The 19,016-nt window shown below is 38.6% G+C and carries 18 protein-coding genes and 2 pseudogenes; 12 read left to right on the top strand and 8 right to left on the bottom strand.

The window, feature by feature from the left end; translation table 11 throughout:
* Position 1 precedes the first annotated feature (1 nt).
* The 12 genes from cydB (at position 2) to BLP81_RS05780 (ending at position 11,631) form a co-directional block, all read left to right on the top strand.
* Complete coding sequence (gene cydB, locus BLP81_RS05835) at positions 2–1,039, top strand: cytochrome d ubiquinol oxidase subunit II (RefSeq protein WP_093366960.1); 1,038 nt, start codon at positions 2–4, stop codon at positions 1,037–1,039.
* A gap of 277 nt (positions 1,040–1,316) precedes the next feature.
* The gene (locus BLP81_RS05830; RefSeq protein WP_093366958.1) at positions 1,317–2,522 is read left to right on the top strand and encodes a DUF4856 domain-containing protein; all 1,206 of its coding nucleotides are present in this window, start codon (positions 1,317–1,319) and stop codon (positions 2,520–2,522) included.
* A 74-nt stretch (positions 2,523–2,596) separates the two neighbouring features.
* A complete protein-coding gene (locus BLP81_RS05825; RefSeq protein ID WP_093366955.1) occupies positions 2,597–3,715 on the top strand; it encodes an imelysin family protein in 1,119 nt (372 codons plus the stop codon).
* A 71-nt stretch (positions 3,716–3,786) separates the two neighbouring features.
* Positions 3,787–5,151: an HTTM domain-containing protein gene (locus tag BLP81_RS05820; RefSeq protein WP_093366952.1), complete on the top strand. Its 1,365-nt coding sequence runs from the start codon at positions 3,787–3,789 to the stop codon at positions 5,149–5,151.
* Positions 5,132–7,561, top strand: a complete 2,430-nt coding sequence (locus BLP81_RS05815; RefSeq protein WP_093366950.1) for a TonB-dependent receptor domain-containing protein — start codon at positions 5,132–5,134, stop codon at positions 7,559–7,561. Before BLP81_RS05820 ends, BLP81_RS05815 begins: the two co-directional genes overlap by 20 nt.
* Positions 7,562–7,643: 82 nt before the next feature.
* Positions 7,644–8,240 carry a Crp/Fnr family transcriptional regulator gene (locus BLP81_RS05810; RefSeq protein ID WP_093366949.1) on the top strand — a complete coding sequence of 199 codons (597 nt, stop codon included), beginning with the start codon at positions 7,644–7,646 and terminating at the stop codon, positions 8,238–8,240.
* A 76-nt stretch (positions 8,241–8,316) separates the two neighbouring features.
* Positions 8,317–8,604, top strand: coding sequence for a hypothetical protein (locus BLP81_RS05805; protein WP_093366947.1), 288 nt, complete (start codon positions 8,317–8,319; stop codon positions 8,602–8,604).
* Positions 8,601–8,999 (top strand): group III truncated hemoglobin, encoded by a 399-nt coding sequence (locus BLP81_RS05800; protein WP_093366945.1) that lies wholly within the window; start codon positions 8,601–8,603, stop codon positions 8,997–8,999. The genes BLP81_RS05805 and BLP81_RS05800 overlap by 4 nt, the downstream gene beginning before the upstream one ends.
* A gap of 30 nt (positions 9,000–9,029) precedes the next feature.
* Positions 9,030–9,491 (top strand): hemerythrin domain-containing protein, encoded by a 462-nt coding sequence (locus tag BLP81_RS05795; RefSeq protein ID WP_093366943.1) that lies wholly within the window; start codon positions 9,030–9,032, stop codon positions 9,489–9,491.
* A gap of 153 nt (positions 9,492–9,644) precedes the next feature.
* A complete protein-coding gene (locus tag BLP81_RS05790; RefSeq protein ID WP_093366941.1) occupies positions 9,645–10,571 on the top strand; it encodes a DnaJ C-terminal domain-containing protein in 927 nt (308 codons plus the stop codon).
* Positions 10,558–10,857: a chaperone modulator CbpM gene (locus BLP81_RS05785; protein WP_093366939.1), complete on the top strand. Its 300-nt coding sequence runs from the start codon at positions 10,558–10,560 to the stop codon at positions 10,855–10,857. Before BLP81_RS05790 ends, BLP81_RS05785 begins: the two co-directional genes overlap by 14 nt.
* Positions 10,858–10,887: 30 nt before the next feature.
* Positions 10,888–11,631, top strand: coding sequence for a VIT1/CCC1 transporter family protein (locus BLP81_RS05780; RefSeq protein ID WP_093366937.1), 744 nt, complete (start codon positions 10,888–10,890; stop codon positions 11,629–11,631).
* Positions 11,632–11,815: 184 nt separating this feature from the next.
* Here BLP81_RS05780 and BLP81_RS05775 read toward each other — a convergent pair whose 3' ends face one another.
* The 8 genes and pseudogenes from BLP81_RS05775 to BLP81_RS05740 form a co-directional block, all read right to left on the bottom strand.
* Complete coding sequence (locus BLP81_RS05775) at positions 11,816–13,060, bottom strand: hypothetical protein (RefSeq protein WP_245686421.1); 1,245 nt, start codon at positions 13,058–13,060, stop codon at positions 11,816–11,818.
* A gap of 9 nt (positions 13,061–13,069) precedes the next feature.
* Complete coding sequence (gene ric, locus BLP81_RS05770) at positions 13,070–13,789, bottom strand: iron-sulfur cluster repair di-iron protein (RefSeq protein WP_093366933.1); 720 nt, start codon at positions 13,787–13,789, stop codon at positions 13,070–13,072.
* Positions 13,790–13,957: 168 nt separating this feature from the next.
* Positions 13,958–14,740, bottom strand: a complete 783-nt coding sequence (locus BLP81_RS05765; protein ID WP_093366931.1) for an ABC-2 transporter permease — start codon at positions 14,738–14,740, stop codon at positions 13,958–13,960.
* Entirely contained in the window at positions 14,733–15,440 is a 708-nt protein-coding gene (locus BLP81_RS05760) for an ABC transporter ATP-binding protein (protein ID WP_093366928.1), read from the bottom strand. Before BLP81_RS05760 ends, BLP81_RS05765 begins: the two co-directional genes overlap by 8 nt.
* Positions 15,434–16,682, bottom strand: a pseudogene (locus BLP81_RS05755) (nitrous oxide reductase family maturation protein NosD). Before BLP81_RS05755 ends, BLP81_RS05760 begins: the two are co-directional and overlap by 7 nt.
* A gap of 1 nt (position 16,683) precedes the next feature.
* Positions 16,684–17,136: a nitrous oxide reductase accessory protein NosL gene (locus tag BLP81_RS05750; protein WP_093366924.1), complete on the bottom strand. Its 453-nt coding sequence runs from the start codon at positions 17,134–17,136 to the stop codon at positions 16,684–16,686.
* A gap of 1 nt (position 17,137) precedes the next feature.
* Positions 17,138–17,743, bottom strand: coding sequence for a hypothetical protein (locus tag BLP81_RS05745; RefSeq protein WP_093366921.1), 606 nt, complete (start codon positions 17,741–17,743; stop codon positions 17,138–17,140).
* Positions 17,744–17,824: 81 nt separating this feature from the next.
* Positions 17,825–18,925 (bottom strand): annotated as a pseudogene (locus BLP81_RS05740) (Sec-dependent nitrous-oxide reductase); the annotation flags it as partial.
* Positions 18,926–19,016: the final 91 nt, after the last annotated feature.

The raw sequence follows: 19,016 nt of genomic DNA, 5'->3' as shown, positions 1-19,016 counted from the left end.
TATGGAAACTTTTTTAGGTTTAGATTATCCAACATGGTGGTTTCTCGTCGTCGGCGGGCTTTTTTCTGGCTATGCTATCCTGGATGGCTTCGATTTTGGAGCTGGTGCTTGGCATATGTTTTTCAGGAAAGATAGCAGCAGGGAAACCGCTCTTAAGGCAATAGACCCTACCTGGCATGGTAACGAAGTCTGGCTGGTCATAGGAGGCGGAACCTTGTTTGCCGGATTTCCGGTTTTCTACGGTACTTTGTTTTCTGCCATGTACACGCCCTTTATTCTTTTTCTTTTGTTCATCATTTTTAGGGGAATCTCTATCAAATTCAGAAATATGGAAGACATGCCCTGGTGGAGAAAAATGTGGGACTGGGGTTATTCCATATCCAGTATTATGCTGGCTGTATTATTAGGAGTTGTACTTGGTAATATTTTGAACGGAATGCCACTGGACGAAAATTACGAATACGTAGGCAGAGGTTTTTTTGAATTTTTAAATCCCTTTTCCATCTTAGTGGGAGTTACCAGTCTTGCCCTTTTTATGATGCACGGTGCCATCTACCTTTTATTAAAGACAGAAGGTAAGCTTTATAACAGGATTCAGGGATTTTTAAAGATAGGCATGGCATTTTTCATCCTGTCCTATATCGTAACAACAACCTACGGTTTTTTCCAAGTTGAACATTTGCTCACCGTTTTTGAAGAAAACAAAATCCTGTTTGCCGTCCCTTTTCTCGTATTTCTCAGCATCGCCAACGTGCCCCGATTAGCAAGTAAAAAGCAATATGGCTGGGCCTTCATCTTTACAAGTTTAACCATAGCCTTACTGCTTGTTATTGTGGCGTTTGAACTATATCCCCGTCTGCTTTTATCAAATTCTATTCAAGACAACAGCATTACTATTTATAATGCAGCGGCTTCTACCAAGACCTTAAAAATCATGATGGGCTTCGTCGCTGTAGGCGGTCCGTTAGTGCTTTTATACAGCTATGTGGTGTATAGAACATTCTGGGGTAAGGTGAAATCTGATGTTGAATCGTATTAGGATTTCAAACAGTTAATTATTCTTAGAGGGACTTCACTTTTAATCGGATTTCGATTTGGGCAGACTCAAAACGCCCAGTCCGATAAAACGCCCAAAGCCTTTTTTAAAATGGATATCCACTTGGCGTAGAATTCTAAAGCATCGGATTTCACTTTAAATTTTAACTATTCTTATTTAAACTTAGTATAAATAAACTTTGTTCAAATTAAAATGAATATTATATTTGCACCGTATTTATAACAAGTCTAAATAAAAACAATCAAATTAAAATCAAGAAATGAAAAGATCAAATGTAATTACAAGTCTATTTTTAAGTGTTTCAGCTTTAGTATTTATGTCCTGTAGTGATGATGATGACATAATCATCGATCCTGTTGTAGAAGTGCCAGACACTTACAGTTTTGAGCGTAATGGAACGAGCACCGTGAGTTATGATGGACAAACAACCAGGATTTTGATGGCGAATGAACTGAAAAGCTCTTTACTAGACAATACTAAAACAGAAACAGAATTGCTTTCCATGTATGCGCATCAGGAAGGGGATAGTGATTTTTCTGATGCCGATTTAAATGCATCCAGTAAGAATTTAAGAAGTAAAACCGCGGCCTCCAGAGACTATTTTTCGGCCAACACTACGGAAGCCCTTGCCATAAGAAATCAAGTTGACGCATGGATTAGTGCCCAGGCCAACGATATTTTTACGAATTGGAATACTAATGCCACAGTTGGTGTAGCAGGACAGATTCAAGAAGCTGGCGGAGGAAGCATAAGATACGTGAATGCCAAAGGACTGGAGTATAACCAGGCTATCATTTTAACGCTTTTAGGCGGTGTAATGACCGATCAGATGCTTAACAATTATTTGAGTACTTCTGTACTGGATGAAGCCGATAATATCGAAAACAACAATAACGAGATTACGGTTGACGGTAAAAGTTATACGGTTATGGAGCACAAATGGGATGAAGCCTTTGGATACCTCTATGGAACCGATAATAAAGACAATCCTCAATTCGGACAGGATCAATACTTAAACAAGTACTTAGGGAGAGTAGAAAATGATCCCGATTTTACAGGTATTGCAGATGTGGTTTATGACGCTTTTGTATTAGGTCGCGCAGCTATTGTTGCTGAAGATTATGAGCTTAGAGATCAGCAGGCAGAAATCATCAGAGAGCAAATCTCTAAAATCAGTGGTATCAGAGCGGTATATTACCTGCAGCAGGCTAAAAGCAGCTTAGCCAATGATAAAGGTGCAGCTTTTCATGATTTATCTGAAGCTTACGGATTTATCAACAGTCTTCAGTTCACAAGAATGCCAGGGTCTGTGAGTCCGTATTTTTCTAGAACGGAAGTTCAGGCTATGTTATCTACTTTGATGGAAGGCAACGGATTTTGGGATGTGACTGAAGCCACCTTAGATGCACTTTCCGTTCAGATAGCAGCACGATTTAGCTTTACTGTAGAGCAGGCTGGTAGCTAATTTAGAATTAGTTTAAGATTAAATTAAATAAGCAAACCTCACTTTACTTTTATATTTGCAAAAAAAATAAGCATATGATTAAGAGAACATTTTTAGCCTTATTTACAGTTGTTGTACTCATGTTTTCCTGTAGTTCAGATGATGATGCTTCTGGTGGAAATGATAATCAAACAGATAACTTTGATCGTTCCGCAATGCTCATCAACTGGGCCGATAACATCATCATTCCCGTTTACGAGGATTTGAATTCCAAACTTGAAATCCTGGCAGCTGAAAAAGAGGTTTTTATGGCTGAACCAACGCCTGCAAACCTTGCCAACTTAAGAACGGCATGGCAGGATGCTTATAAAGTCTGGCAGTATGCTGAGATGTTTAATGTGGGTATGGCTGAAAACATCAACTACATTTTTCAGATGAATGTCTACCCTACAAACATTCAGGATATCCAGAACAATATCGAATCTCAAGATTATGATTTGTCAAGTGTCAACAATAATGATGCTGTTGGTTTCCCGGCTTTAGATTATATGCTTTATGGTGTAGGAAATACAGAAACGGAAGTGGTGGAATTTTATACGACCTCTGCTTCAGCTGATAAACGCAAAATCTATCTGTCCGATTTGACCGATAGAATGCAAACTTTAACGCAAACGGTTCTGGAGGACTGGAAAAATAGCTATCGGGATACATTTGTGAGCAGTACAGATAATACGGCTACGGGCTCTATCAATTTGGTTGTGAATGATTTCATTTATTATTATGAAAAAGGGTTCAGAGCCAATAAATTTGGTATTCCGGCAGGTGTTTTTTCTCAAAACCCTTTACCGGATCGCGTAGAAGCTTATCATAAATATGATTTCTCTAAAGCCCTGGCTTTGGAGGCTATGAACGCTATTCAGGATTTCTTTACTGGACGCGCTTATCAGAGTGGTAGTGATGGCAGGAGTTTAGCTGATTACCTGAATTCTATCAACGGAAATGAAGACTTAAGTGCCTCCATCACGTCTCAGTACACTGCAGCCCGAACCAAAATAAACACCCTGAACGAAAGTTTTGCTGAACAGGTGAAAACCAATAATGTCGCGATGACCGAGACTTTTGACATCATTCAGCTGGCAGTTGTGTTACTGAAAGTTGATATGCTTCAGGCCTTAGACATCAGTGTAGATTATGTTGATGCAGATGGAGACTAATCATTTATAAGCTATCTAATTTTAAATTTAAAAAGGGATTTTCATAGTTTTGAAAATCCCTTTCTTTACCTATGTTAAAGCACTTTAAAGCCTATTTCAATCAGCAAAATTCAGCCGCACCTTTAGCGGTTTTTAGGATTGGTTTTGGTTTGATGATGTTTATTAGCATTATTCGTTTTTGGAGTTATGGCTGGATTGAAAAGCTTTACCTGGATCCGAAATTTCATTTTTCTTACTACGGTTTTGAATGGGTAAAACCAGTTGGCGACTGGACTTATCTCATTTTTATCATTTGTGGACTCTCTGCTTTATGTGTGGCGCTGGGGTTGAAATACCGTCTGGCTATCATTCTGTTTTTTTTGAGTTTTACCTACATAGAACTCATGGATAAGACGACTTATCTCAACCATTACTACTTTATAAGTTTAGTCAGTTTTTTAATGATTTTTTTACCGGCCAGTGCTTTTTATTCTATCGATACTCTATTTAAAAAGAAGCAGTACCTGCTCATACCCCAGTGGACTATCGACTCTATAAAATTATTACTGGCTCTGGTTTATTTTTATGCGGGTTTAGCAAAGCTCAACAGCGACTGGTTGTTTAAGGCCATGCCCTTGAAAATATGGCTGCCCTCTAAATATGATCTGCCGTTTATCGGTGGAAATCTCATGCAGCAGGAGTGGTTTCACTTCGCTATGAGCTGGTCTGGAATGCTATACGACCTGTTCATTCCGTTGCTGCTCCTCTATAAAAGAACCCGAATTTTAGCCTTTGTACTGGTTGTGTTTTTCCATGTGTTTACGCGTGTCCTTTTTCCCATAGGAATGTTTCCGTATATCATGATCATTGGAAGTTTGGTGTTTTTTGACCCTAAAGTGCATCATAAAATCATTCACAGCATTCAAGAGTTTTTAAAGCTGTTCAGCATAAAACCGAAACCCATTGCTACAGGAACGTTTAAATATTCAAATCAAAAATTAATAGTCTCTGGTTTGCTTGTTTTTTTTGTCATTCAAATGCTTTTACCATTCAGATATGCCTTATATCCCAGCGAATTGTTTTGGCGAGAGGAAGGCTACCGGTTTTCGTGGCGAGTGATGCTGATGGAGAAGCGAGGTTATGCCAATTTCAAGGTGGTGAACCCTAAGGAAAACACCTATTTTTATGTGGATAATACAGATTTTTTATCTTCATTTCAGGAAAAACAAATGAGTACACAACCCGATTTTATTTTGGAATATGCCCATTTCCTGGGGGAGCAATTTAAGGCCCAGGGTCATGAGCCCATTGAAATTTATGTAGAAAGCTATGTAGCGCTCAATGGCAGAAGAAGTCAGCCTTATATCGACCCCGATGTAGATTTATTAAAACAATACGAATCATTCCAGCCCAAAAGCTGGATACTACCCTTCAAAGATGACATTAAAGGACTTTAGTATAGTAATAGTTTTGGTTTTATTTTCAGTCCTGGGCCGTGCTCAGACCTATACGGTTGAAGGTTATGTTTATGAAAAAGCCAGCCAAAAACCACTGAAGTCGGTCAATGTTTACGACAAGGAAAAAGGCATTTTAGCACAAACCAATGCCTTGGGCTATTTTGAGTTTGAAACCACAAAACCCGAGTTGAATTTAATTTTCTACGGACTTCAGTACGAAATTCTTGAACGGACTATCGATCCGACTGAAACGTCCTCACTAAAGGTTGAACTGCAAGCTTTGTCTGAAGAGCTTTCTGAAGTTCAAATCATCGCTCAAAAAGAAAAAGTTTTTACACTCAACCGTCTTAAAGATGTGGAAGGTACGGCCATCTATGCTGGTAAGAAGACCGAAGTTATTCAGGTTGACCAGTCCATGGCCAACCTGGCAACCAACAATGCCAGGCAAATTTACAGTCAGGTTGCCGGCTTAAATATTTTTCAGAATGACGATGGCGGCTTACAGCTTAATATAGGGGGCAGGGGGCTCAATCCGAACCGGACAGCCAATTTCAATACGCGACAAAATGGTTATGACATTAGTGCCGATGTTTTAGGTTATCCTGAAAGTTATTATACCCCGGCGTCTGAAGGTTTACAACAGATACAAATCATAAGGGGAGCGGCTTCACTTCAATATGGAACTCAGTTTGGCGGGCTTGTCAATTTCATTATGAAAGAACCTAATCCGTATAAGACGCTTGAAGTTGTTACGCGCAATACAGCCGGCAGTTTTGGACTTTACACCAATTTCACCAGCCTAAGTGGTACCAAAGGCAACTGGAGTTATTATACCTACATGAATTATAAGCGGGGTGATGGGTTCAGGCCCAACTCTGAATATGAATCCATCAACCTGTTTTCGCATCTGGGCTATGAATTTAACGAAAAAACAAAACTGACTGGCGAAGTCACCTACATGAATTATCTCGCCCAGCAAGGCGGTGGTTTAACCGATGCGATGTTTTCTGAAGATCCTTACCAAAGCAACCGGGAGCGCAACTGGTTTGAGGTGGATTGGCTGCTTTATAATCTAAAATTAGAACACGAATTTTCAAAACAAACCCAGTTCACCTTCAATTTCTTTGGTCTTAATGCTGAAAGAAATGCGTTAGGCTTCAGAACCAACAGAGTCAACCAAATCGATCCTGACCAGGAGCGTGATTTGATTGTGAGTGATTTCAGCAATTTCGGATTTGAAACTCGGTTGTTGAGTGAATACAAATTATTTGAAAGCGATGCCACTTTTTTGATTGGAGCGAAATATTACGATTCGGATAACCAGGAACAGCAGGGAGCTGGTTCTGATGGATTTGGTCCTGATTTTAGTTTTAGAAATGACGAATATCCGGGCTATCCCAACCAATCCGAATTCGATTTACCCAATACAAATGTGGCTGTGTTCGGCGAAAATATTTTTTATCTAAACGACAAATTCTCAGTAACCCCTGGTTTCAGGTTTGAATACATTAAAACGGAAAGCGATGGATTTTTCAGACGTATCAACACCGATGCGGCCGGAAACGTTATCGATGACCGGACCATTCCGGATCAGCGAAGTTTTGAACGTTCGTTTGTGCTTTTAGGCCTTGGTTTAAGCTATAAGCCGATTGATGATATAGAAATGTATGCCAACATTTCAGAAAATTACCGCTCGGTTACCTTTTCCGATATCAATATCAGCAATCCCGCTTTTTCTGTGGATCCCGATATCACCGATGAAGAAGGCTTTACAGCCGATTTAGGTCTAAGGGGAAACTTTAATAATTTCCTTTCGTATGACGCCAGTGCATTTGCTTTGGCTTATCGAGACAGAATTGGATTCGTACAAAAGGTTTTGGACGATAATCGAATAATTAGTGAACGTGGAAATGTAGGCGACGCCATGATCTATGGCGTAGAGTCCTTATTTGATTTTAATCTGAAAAAGATTTTTAGCTTAGGTTCATCTTATAGTTTGAATTATTTTGTCAATACTTCAGTAATCAATTCAGAATACACCAATTCTCAACGCCCGGGAATAGAGGGGAACAATGTTGAATTCGTCCCTGACCTCAACCTGAAAACCGGAGCCAGATTTGCGTTCAAAAATTTTGGAGCAAGTATACAGTACTCGTATTTATCAGATCAGTTTACAGATGCGACCAATTCTGTTGAGGCGGGCTTAAGCGGCGTTATAGGTGAAATACCGCAGTACGATGTGCTTGATTTTTCTATGTCCTACCGCTATAAAAATTTTAAACTCGAAACAGGGGTTAATAATCTTCTGGATGAAGCCTATTTTACCAGGAGAGCAACAGGCTATCCCGGACCGGGTATTATTCCTTCCGCCCCCAGAAACTGGTATGCAACTCTAGAGATTGAGTTTTAAGTTTGAAATCCTGCTTTAATTTTTTCTATGTGGTCTTATGACCTGAAAAATTAGCATCTTTAATGTTGATAAAACAATTCTTATGATTGATGTGCATTTATTAGAACAATTCAATGCCGACCTCATTGAAATAGAGAAAGGCAATACGATTTTTGACTACGGAAGTAAAGCCCAGTTCTATTATCAGGTGAAATCCGGTGAGGTAAAAATGAATAACGTCAACCGGGATGGTAAGGAGTTCATCCAGGGTATTTTCTATGCAGGTCAAAGTTTTGGTGAGCCTCCCTTATTTGCAGATGTGGCTTACCCTGCCGGAGCTGAAGCGATCACAGATGTTGAACTATACCGCTTACCAAAAGATATTTTTTTTGAATTGCTTAAACAAAACCCCGACACACATCTTAAAATTTCAGAAGTATTGGCCTCCCGACTCTATTATAAAGCGATTATGGCTTCAGAAATTTCATCTCAGGAACCCGAACACCGTATCCTGCGCTTACTGGACTATACCAAAAAGCATATCCATGAGCTGGATTCAACAGACGTCCTGGAAGTAGACTTAACACGTCAGCAAATTGCTGACCTTACCGGCTTGCGGGTAGAGACGGTAATACGGGCATGCAAGGCCCTGGAAAAAAAGAATGAAATCCAAATTAAAAAGCGTAAAATCTTCAGATAAAGGGCTGAATTAAGCCAACCTGATTCAAATCATAACTAGTGCTCATGTGACTTTGTAATTTGTAAAAAAAAGTAACATGAACATTATTGAACGATTATCTACAGATTTTGAAAGGTTTTATATGGCCAATTCCATTTTGGGCATCATTGTTTCCAGTTGCCTGGGATCTATTGCCGCTATGATGATTTTGGCAGATGGTAATTCTGTATACCATGTCATCCACTTAAGCTGGATTGTTATTGCCGCCATGATTTATAATGCCTCCGTTTTGGTTGGCTTAAAATCTAAAATGGTTTTTTTTCTCCAAGTCTTCAGTGTATTGTCAAGCGTGCTTAGCATTGCCTATTATATTTTTTTCACATGAAAACAGATTTGAAAACAAGGGATGATGTTTCCAAATTAGTGCATCAGTTCTATAAAAAAGTTCGTCAAAACGAAGAGATTAGCTATTTTTTTAATGAAAGCATTGAAGACTGGGATGCGCATCTTGAGAAATTAACCGATTTCTGGGAAACCAATTTATTTTTTAAACGCAACTATAAAGGCAATCCTAAACTGGTCCATCAACGTGTTGACCGGGATTTTAACGAAAGCATCGAACAAAAACATTTTGGAGTTTGGTTAAACCTCTGGTTTGAAACCGTAGACGATTATTTTGCCGGCGAATTGGCCAATCGGGCAAAAAACAACGCCAGAAACATGGCGTCTCATATTTTTATGCAGATGTATATGCATAGAAAGTCAAAGGCGATGGACTAGTTGTTTAAAATTTTTAGTTATTTTCAAACTATGACTTATGCACCTATAAAACGCCACGAAGCTTTAAAAAACCTGAGCAGAGAACACCATGACGGGCTTATTTTTGCCTTGCGCCTGCAGAAAGGGGTAGCCAAAAAAGCAAAGCTTCAGGCTATGGAAGCCTATGCCGCCTGGTTTTGGAAACATCATCTGGTTCCTCATTTCGCAATGGAAGAAAAACATCTGTTTCCCAGAGTTGATGAGGAACAGGCCTTGGTAAAGAAAGCTAAACAACAGCACCGTAGCTTACAGGCTCTTTTTGAAATCCAGGCTAAGTCTTATGCAGATTTCAAAGCGATTTATGAACTGCTGCAGAAGCATATCCGCCTGGAAGAACGAGAAGTATTTAATTGGATTCAGGAAAAATTGACTGAAAACCAACTTGCAGCATTCCATGACATTCATGAGGCGCAGCAATCCTGCGAAGTCTGGCCCAATCCGTTTTGGGAATAACAGGCATATGATCTTTGTACCTATTCAAATGCTTCTGATTTCTAAGGTATTTAAATGTAGTCCTTAAATTTTTATGAGTTAAACTTAAGAGGTTTTGAAACAAAGTATCTAACTTTGAAACAGGGGATTAGTAATCAAATTCAACTATCAACTATGGAATTTATTGATTATTACAAAATTTTAGGCCTTTCCAAAAAGGCTACCGAAAAGGAAATTAAAGCGGCTTACCGTAAGCTGGCCAGGAAATATCATCCGGATTTGAACCCCAACAACCAGGAGGCTGAAACCAAGTTTAAACAGGTCAGTGAGGCTTATGAAGTGTTGAGTAATCCTGAAAATCGAAAAAAATACGATGAATTCGGTAAGGACTGGAAACACGCAGATGAATTCAAAAAAGCTCAGCAGCAACAAAGGCAACAGCAACAGGCCTATCGAACAGCTGGTGGGCATTCAGATCAGCAGGAATTTTCAGGAGATTTTTCAGACTTTTTTGAATCCATGTTTGGTAGTCAGGGCAGCAGAAGTCGCCAGGGAAGAAGAACCGGACAAACCCGGTACAGAGGTCAGGATTTAAACGCTGAGTTAGAATTAAATTTAAAAGACGTCTATACCTCACAACAGCAAACCCTGACTGTGAATGGCAAAAAAATCCGTTTAACATTTCCGGCGGGTATTGAAAACGGACAGGTGATAAAAATAAGTGGACATGGTGCCCCGGGTCCTCATGGAGGACCAAAGGGTGATTTATACATTACCTTTTCCATACAAAACAATACCGATTTTAAACGAGACGGAAAGCATTTATATACCACAGCAGAGATAGATCTCTACACGGCTCTCCTTGGCGGTGATGTCATGATAGATACCTTCGACGGCAAAGTCAAACTGAAGGTAGCTCCAGGAACCCAACCCGGCACAAAAGTCAAATTAAAGGGTAAAGGTTTTCCCGTGTATAAAAAGGAAAATGAGTTTGGTGATTTGTTTGTAACCTATCAGGTGAAATTACCAACAGACCTGTCCGAAAAAGAAAAAGAACTTCTAACAGAATTACAAAACCTCAGAACGCATGGAAACCAATAAAATGATACTCGTTGAACAATTCTGCTCCAACTGTGATATCAATTTTTCCTTTATCGAGGCCCTGAATGAAAATGGTGTCATTGAAATCGTAGTGGTGGAGGATAAAAAATACATTTTAAACGAACAGCTGAAAACCCTTGAAAGAGCCATTCAGTTTCATTATGAGTTGAATATCAATATAGAAGGCATCGATGTGATACATAATTTACTGCATCAAATCGATGATTTACAGGAAGAGCTTAGGGCAGCCAACAATAAGTTGAAGGCGTTTAATATCGATGAATAACTGATCTAACGAATCTCGCTAAGAAAGGCCATGGCAAATAACAAAACAACAGAGGTATCTGCGGATAAGGATGCTGAAAACATTGATAGTTACCTAGATGCGCATTATGTGCAACGCAGCAATTGGTTGCGCGCAGCAGTACTGGGAGCAAATGACGGCATTATTTCGACAGCAAGTCTGGCTATTGGGGTAACCGCCGCAAGTGTAACACGGGATCCTGTTTTGCTAGCCACTACTGCTGGTGTGGTAGCCGGAGCTTTGTCTATGGCTGCCGGAGAATACGTGTCTGTGAGTTCTCAAACCGATGTCGAAAAAGCCGATATTGAACGAGAGAAAAAAGAACTGGAAGAGATGCCTGAATTGGAATTACAGATGCTGGCCAAAATTTATGAAGAACGCGGACTGAAAAAAGAAACAGCGCTTAAGGTTGCCGAAGAATTGACGGCAAACGACGCTTTGGGAGCTCATGTGAGAGATGAGCTGGGTATTAACGATATCAATCAGGCCAAACCTATTCAGGCTGCTTTAACCTCTTGTGTGGCATTTGCTTTTGGAGGGGCTTTACCCTTGCTGGTCACCATTTTCGCACCCATGAATCTGATGGAATATTACTTATACGGTTTCACTAGTGTCTCCCTGGTTATCCTGGGCGCTGTCTCGGCAAAAACAGGTGGATCCGATGTTCTAAAAGCTATCTTGAGAATACTGGTCTGGGGCTCTATTGCCATGGGCTTATCGGCTCTGGTAGGCTATTTGTTTGGGGTGAATGTGTGATCTTAATCTCAACTGAATTTAAGATACCTATTCATTTTTACTCGTGTAAAATACGTTAACTAAATCATGAAGCCGTTGGTCTATGGTTTTTAGCACAGGATGTGATTTTGAAAAGCTATTTTATGAAGATGAAATCCCTCGCAGAGATACTAAGCTCACAAATAAAAATCTGCTAAAGCTTGATCTAAGCCGTTTTGGAAGTCAACTGATTTTGATTTTTTCGGATTAACAGGGTCTGGTATAAAATTATAAGTACCGCAGCACTAAATAAGAAAGAAGCCAGTGCTAAATAGGTATTTAAATGAGGTAAATAATGCCAGCTAAAGACTGCACTGCCAGCGCGGTAGAAAATCAGAAATTCTGTAGTAAGAAAGGCGATGATGTACAGGCTAAGGCTAAGATTTGAAAGCCTGATCCAATTCAGGTAGGAGGCCAGAAACACTAAAAACAAACTGACGAAGCCTAAGAAGAACCAGTGCAAATACCCAATGACCACATCCAAGTTGGCAGTGGCGATTTCAGCAAAAAAAGGAACCCCACTCAAGGTTTGCATGATCAGTTTTAAGATGAAAACGAGGCCTAAAAACTTCAGGATAAATTTAGATTGTGGAGGTAATTCTCCGTAAAAAAATTCAGTCGGCTTTTTAATCGATTTCCCTAAATAAAATAAACCAAGCCATAAAGACAGATTTCCCAGATTGCTAAACAGATACAAAGTCCAGTGTGAGCTTGCCCATAGGGTAGACAAGAAAAAAGTGCCGAGGATTCCTATATGAAAGAGGTATACAAATTTTGTAAACGACTGGGTTTCAATTTTGAATTGATATTTCTCCAGAATGAACACCAGGAGGCCTATTACGGCCAAGATAAACCAGGCGTTATACTGGAAGTGGAGGTAAAAGTAAATCGCTAATTTATACCACATCGAGGCTTTGCCTAAAGTCGTCATAATCACGCCTAAGGCCCAGGGTCCAATTGACGATAATACCATATAGAACAAGGCGTGCTTGATGAGAAGGAATGATTTTTTTGATTTGAATTCAGGTTGCGTACGTTTAAGAATAAATCCGAAGAATACATAACTTACCAACAGAAATAAGGTGGAGAATGTTATCGACACTAAAGCATAACCCTGAATTGGAAAGGCGATAAGCATCCCGATTAAACAAGCCTGAGTTGCCCAGAAAATTTTGGTGTAATGTTTTTTGACTTTGGATTCTAAAACAAAAAAATAAACGATAAAACTGCTTAAACCTAAATAGACCCAGCCTAATAAGGCTACATGTGAATGCGCATGCACCACATAGTTGTAGTGGTTTATAACATCCAATTCCAATGGAGTGGCTTCGAGCCTAAGAAAAAACCCTAAAACAGCGGTGACAAGTAAATATAAAAAGCTACTTATAAAATACTGTTTTAGGGTCATCATCAAAACAAACTATGAAAAGATACTTTTCTCCATGGCCAAAGCTTTTGGAAAAAGAATGTTATTTTCTAAATGTATGTGCAAATGTAAATCGTTTTCAAATTCCTGTAGTTTATGAAACATGGCCCGATAGGTATTACAGGCATGTTCTGGCAAGGTGTAATTGTTTGTTATGAGAGCTATTTCTTTAAGTAAATCTCCTGCGGCTTCATGTTCATCTTCCATCATGGCAATAGGATTCTCAACCGTTCCAAAGTGAGGTCGGTCAATTTTGTCGCCGTTTTTCATCGCTCTTTCCATTTTGGCTATAAATGGAAATAGAATCAGCTCTTCTTTTTTCATGTGTTGAGTTAATTCGTTGGCTATTTCAGCAAATAAATCTCTAACTTGGATTAATTCTGGGTTGGTTCCGCCGTGTACATCAGCAACTTTATTGGTATACTGGATCAATATTGGGATAGCTTCTTCTACATAACTGTGATGTACATTTTCAATATGTTGTGCTAGAAAATGCAAGTCCCACTTTTTATAGTCATAGGTTCTGCCTTTATCCTTCAGATTGTCTAAATCGTCAATTAATTCATCTAGTTCTACTTGATTTTTTTCACAAGCTTTGGAGATGCTGATGCCACCACCACAACAAAAATCGATACCATGTTTTTTGAATACATGAGCCGTGTTGATATTTTCGCTAACCAATTCTGCTACTGTTTTATCTTTTATTAAGGTCATAACGTTATATGTATTAATTTAAGGTGAAATTACAACTATAAGTACCCTTAATTTATGATTTGAATCAAGTTGAAGTCATAGTAAAATTCTCTTATGCTTCATTTGGAATAAGACCTCACAGTCCCCAAAGTTTTGTGGACTGTGAGGTCTTGGTGCTGACGTTTTTATTTAAAAATCTTTTTTCTTAGCCACGTAGAGCATTCGCCATAACGGTAAAACCACCCATACTGCCAAAACGCCTAAAGACACTATACTCCCCGTAATAGTTCCGAAAAAGTCTTTAAAAATGGCTCCTGTATAACCCAGTAAAGCGGAGATATCGAGCTTTAGCAAGATTAAAATCCGCGATAAATCGATAGGGTTAAATAAGGTAGCAACCAAAGTAAACTTATCTAAAGGGTATTCTTGGAAATAGATGAGGGCAATTAAAAAGGCACCGTCGTAGATGACTGCTAAAAACAACCAAACTAAAATAGCATACCCAAAACCTTTAATTTTATTGGTATTGGACAAAGCAATATTAAAAGCCAAAGCACTAAATATGAAGCTTAAAAAAACAGCGACGACAATCAAGATTAAAAAATCAAAAATAACATTGGATTGAAATAAACCATACAAGGCAAAGGGAATCCCAAGGCCCAACAATACACTTAAAGATAGGGAAGTGGCAACACCCAGGTACTGACCCAAAAATATGGACTTCCTTTTAATGGGCTGTGCTAAAAGGAGTTCTGTAAATTCTTGCGAATCGTAATAATACATCACCCCAAAAATAGTGCCGATGAGCGGCACTAGAACAATCACAACATTGAGCAGTGTGATAATAGTATTCGACAAATCGTTATTCAAGAATAATAACACCGAACTCAACAGCAGATAGAACAGGAAATACACATAACTCCAGCGGCTTCTTGTCAAGTCAAAAAAACTGTATTTTAAAATTTTAAGCATGATCGTTTTTTAATAAGTTAGCAATGGCGTATTCAAAATCGGTTTCTTGGGTTGTTGATTTTAATTCATCTATACTTCCATCGAAATAGACTTTTCCGTCTAAAATAAAACTGATGTGGTCTGAAATTTCTTCTACAAAACTCATGATGTGAGACGTGATCAGGATGGTTTTCCCATTGTCTTGTTCTTTTTTGAGCAGGTCTTTTAGCTTGATTAAAGACAGAGGATCTAAGCCTGAAGTCGGTTCATCCAAAATAACAAATGGACTATCAAACATAAGACTAAGCACCAGGTTCACTTTTTGTTTATAGCCACCGGAAAGATGACTCAGCTTGGTGTCTAGGTAGGGTTTCAATTCAAAATACGTGATCAACTCCTCATCACGAGTTTTTTGATGTCTCAAGTCTTTGATCATCGCAATGATTTCTTTCACTTTTATATTTCCCGGGAAATTGGCGATTTGAGGGAGGTAATCAATGTTTTTTCTATAAGACCAATTGTTTTTGGTAGTGGAGTCACCAATTAAAATATCTCCTTTATTTGAATGACACATCCCAAGCAATATTTTGATTAAGGTGGTTTTTCCGGAACCATTAGGACCTAAAATGGCTGTGGTTTTACCATCCTGAATCGTTAAATTGATGCCTGTAAGCACGTCGTTTTTACCAAAGTTTTTATGTATATCTTTAAATTCTACCATTGTACTTCGCTCATTAAGGGTTGTTGGTCGGTAAGGTTTTTTGGGGTGAAAACGGGGGTTACCTTTTCAGAAAAATTGATAATGTCTATGAATAAACTTCTCAATAAAATAATGCTTTCGGGCGTTTGGTTTACCAGATAGCTAAACAATTTTACAGGGCGGTAAGGCACATCGCCATAGCCATCTTTATCTAAATCGTAACCTGTGTAATCGCTCCAGTAATTGGTATCAAAGCTATTATTGTTCAGTCTTCCAGAGTAGCTTAAATCAAAGTTGTTGTAAAGAAAATTATTTTTGTAAAACTTGTTTTTGTAGCCTACCCCCTATGAATTTCACCGCATAACCATTGTTGATAAAGTCATTTTCGTAGTAGTTTATTCGGGTAGAACCATCTGCCGTGATACCTGTTGTGTTATTTTCAAAAGTATTGTGGTAGATTTCGCCATCGTTGATTTCCTTTAGTAATAAACCATAAGAGGCTGTGCCCCAATTTTTCTTAAAGACATTATTGTTCATTTGAATGTGTTTAGAAAACATAACTGCTACACCAGCACTGTTGTTTTGAAACGTATTATAACTGTAGCGATTATCATCGGAAAACATAAAATGCAGTCCGTAGCGCATATTGTCATGGCTTGTATTATTCTCAAAAACATTATTGCTCCCAAATTCGATGTAAATCCCATCTCGCATATGATAAACATTGTTATCTCGTACATCCAGCTCTTTTGAATTCCAGAGGTGAATGGCGTTTCCAGAACTTGCTTCAGATTGACCAATACCAGAAATATCGTTTTGTTCGATAATGCCATTGTTGGATTTTTCAATCAGAAATCCAAAGAATGCTTTTTTTAAAGTGATATTTTTTAGTTTGAAATTGTCACATTTAAAAAGGTAAATCGCCGCATAATCCGAGGTATAACTTACTTCAACGTTTTTTATAGTCAGGTTAGTGATGCTAAAATCATTAGCTTCCACCTTAATCCCGTAGCCGTTATTGTCGATATCTATTATGCTACCTTCTTCACCGTAGAGATGAAGCGATTTCCGGTTGATGAAAATATCGTGTTCTTTGTAAATTCCTTTTTTAATGAAAATAGAATCCCCGGGTTTTGCCTGGTCGACTGCTTGCTGAATCGAAGTAAACTCACAATCATTAGCACAAACCTCCAGGGTTCTGTTCTGTGCATAGCTGAAGTTTAAAGCTGTGATCAGGCATAAGAGTAAGAAACTTGATTTCATTCTATCGACTTTGATGACTATCTTTATTGATGACTTTTTTAAGTTCATTCCATTGATATACTTTACCATCTAATTTTTTTTGTGCTTCTTTAGCCTCAGCTGTTGTTGCAAAAGCAGTTAAATTGGCTCCCATTGGGCTTGGTAAACTTTTACTGATCAAGTAGGCTGAATTTTCAGCAGGAATCATTTCGCCGGACTGATTATAATTAGCCACAAGCAAAGTAGCATTTTCAAACTTTTTCGGTTCTTGCTTAATGTAATTCACCATACATTCAACAGCATCAAACTTGTGTTGCTTTCCTTTTTCAGTCACCATCTGGGCTGAATGCGTTTTTTGTACGATGCTCATGCTGCAATAGTCACATTGATCTTCTCCGTATGAAATGGGTTTTGCAGATTTATCACAGGCTGCTAAAGCAACACAGCATAGGATTAAAATAATATATTTTTGCATGTTATTTTGCTTTTTTAAGTCCGATGATATAAGCCGCAAAGGTGAGGAACATCCCTAGGCCCATCAATATGGCACCCGTAGCTGGATAGGAATGAGCAGTGAAGTTTAAAATATCTTTTGAGCCAAACAATGGTGGTTTATAACTTAATGGATTGCCTTCTTTATCTGTCATTTTCATGATGGCATTAGGATCTAAATTAGTACCGTAATCGGTCATCCAGTTATTAAAATCGATCATGCCTAGAACACCTAGCACAAGCATAAGAATAAGCCATCCTAAAAACCAGTTGTAAGATATTTTTTTAAAAAAGCCTAGAATTCCAATGATAATGCCCAATATAGCCATGCCACCAACGACTTTGGGAAATACAGAAAACTCCCACATTTCATCATCTTTTGGTAATTTACGCATGCCTATATAATGGTTAAGCCCATCTATATTTTGAATATCATGCTTTTCATGACCTTCAAGTCCGTCAAGGTGAATATACATGCCTATGCCACTCGGGTATTGAGGTGCTTCAAGGCTAATGCTCCAAAGTGGATAAAAAAACAATCCAAACAATAGGGCAGAACCAATAATCATCGTGATACTTGCCGTTTTCATAGTATGATTTTTATTAAAAAAGGGCGAGCAGAGAATCTACTCGCCCCGAATTAAGTAATTAAAATGTGGTGTTAACCTGTATTACTCTCTCCATTCGTCATCTAGTGACCAGCGTAGTTTAGTATTGCTGTTTTCAGGAGAAACTCTTACATAACCTTGCATTTCCTGGTGAAGTGCAGAACAGAAATCAGTACAGTAGAAAGGCCATACCCCCTCGCGTTTAGGTTCCCAGATAATAGTTTTAGTCTGTCCAGGCATGACTAATATTTCTGAGGTATTGGCTCCAATCATTGCAAATCCATGTGGAACATCAAAATCCTGCTCAAGGTTTGTGATATGGAAATACACTTTGTCTCCCACTTTTATACCTTCAATATTATCTGGAGCAAAGTGACTTCTTACCGTTGTTGCATAGATGTGAACTTCGTTTCCGTTGCGTTCAACCCGAGTGTCAGCTTCATTTTTTACTGCATATTTGTGATTGTTTTCTTCTAACTCATAATACTTTTTGGATTGCGCTTTGATTTTCTCAGCTGGGATCCCTGCAGCATAGTGAGGCTCACCGTGAGTTGGGAAATCTGACAATAACTCCATTTTTTCACCAGTAATATCATACAACTGGGCTGAGTGTTCGAGTTCTGGTCCTGTGGGTAAATATCTGTCTTTGGTAATTTTGTTCAAACTTATCATATACTTACCATAAGGATTTCTGGAGTTACCCCCAGGAATCATCAAGTGTCCAACGGAGTAATAGGTAGGTTTCCTATCCACAATTTCCCAGGTTCCCAATTTCCATTTTACCACTTCTGAGGAAATAAAGAAGGTCGTATAACCATAACCCTTACCATCAAATTCTGTATGCAATGGGCCTAATCCACCGCTATCTACGACACCTTCAAGGACAGATTCAAAGCTTAAGATTGGAATGCCATAAGCATCACCATCAAAATCTTTGTTTTGAATTGCATTTTGAATTTTTTCAAAAGAATACACACTTAGCTGAGTTGATAATTTACCGTTACCGATGATGTACTGACCCGATGGATCGACATCCAGTCCGTGAGGAGATTTAGGTACAGGCATATAATACACAGCACCTTCAACATCACGTGGATCTACAGAAATAACCCCTTCTTTCATTTCAGTAGTAGCCGTCATGGTAGATTCGTCATACACATTGTGCCTGTTGCACAACTCAATTTCTTGTAAATATATATAATTGATTGGCATTGAAAAGTTTGGAATTGATTATCTTTAGTAATGCAAGGAAAAA

The organism is Psychroflexus sediminis, assembly GCF_900099815.1.
GTDB lineage: Bacteria > Bacteroidota > Bacteroidia > Flavobacteriales > Flavobacteriaceae > Psychroflexus > Psychroflexus sediminis.
The sequence above is the reverse complement of the archived record's forward strand: the minus strand, read 5'-3'. Positions and strand labels throughout refer to the sequence as shown.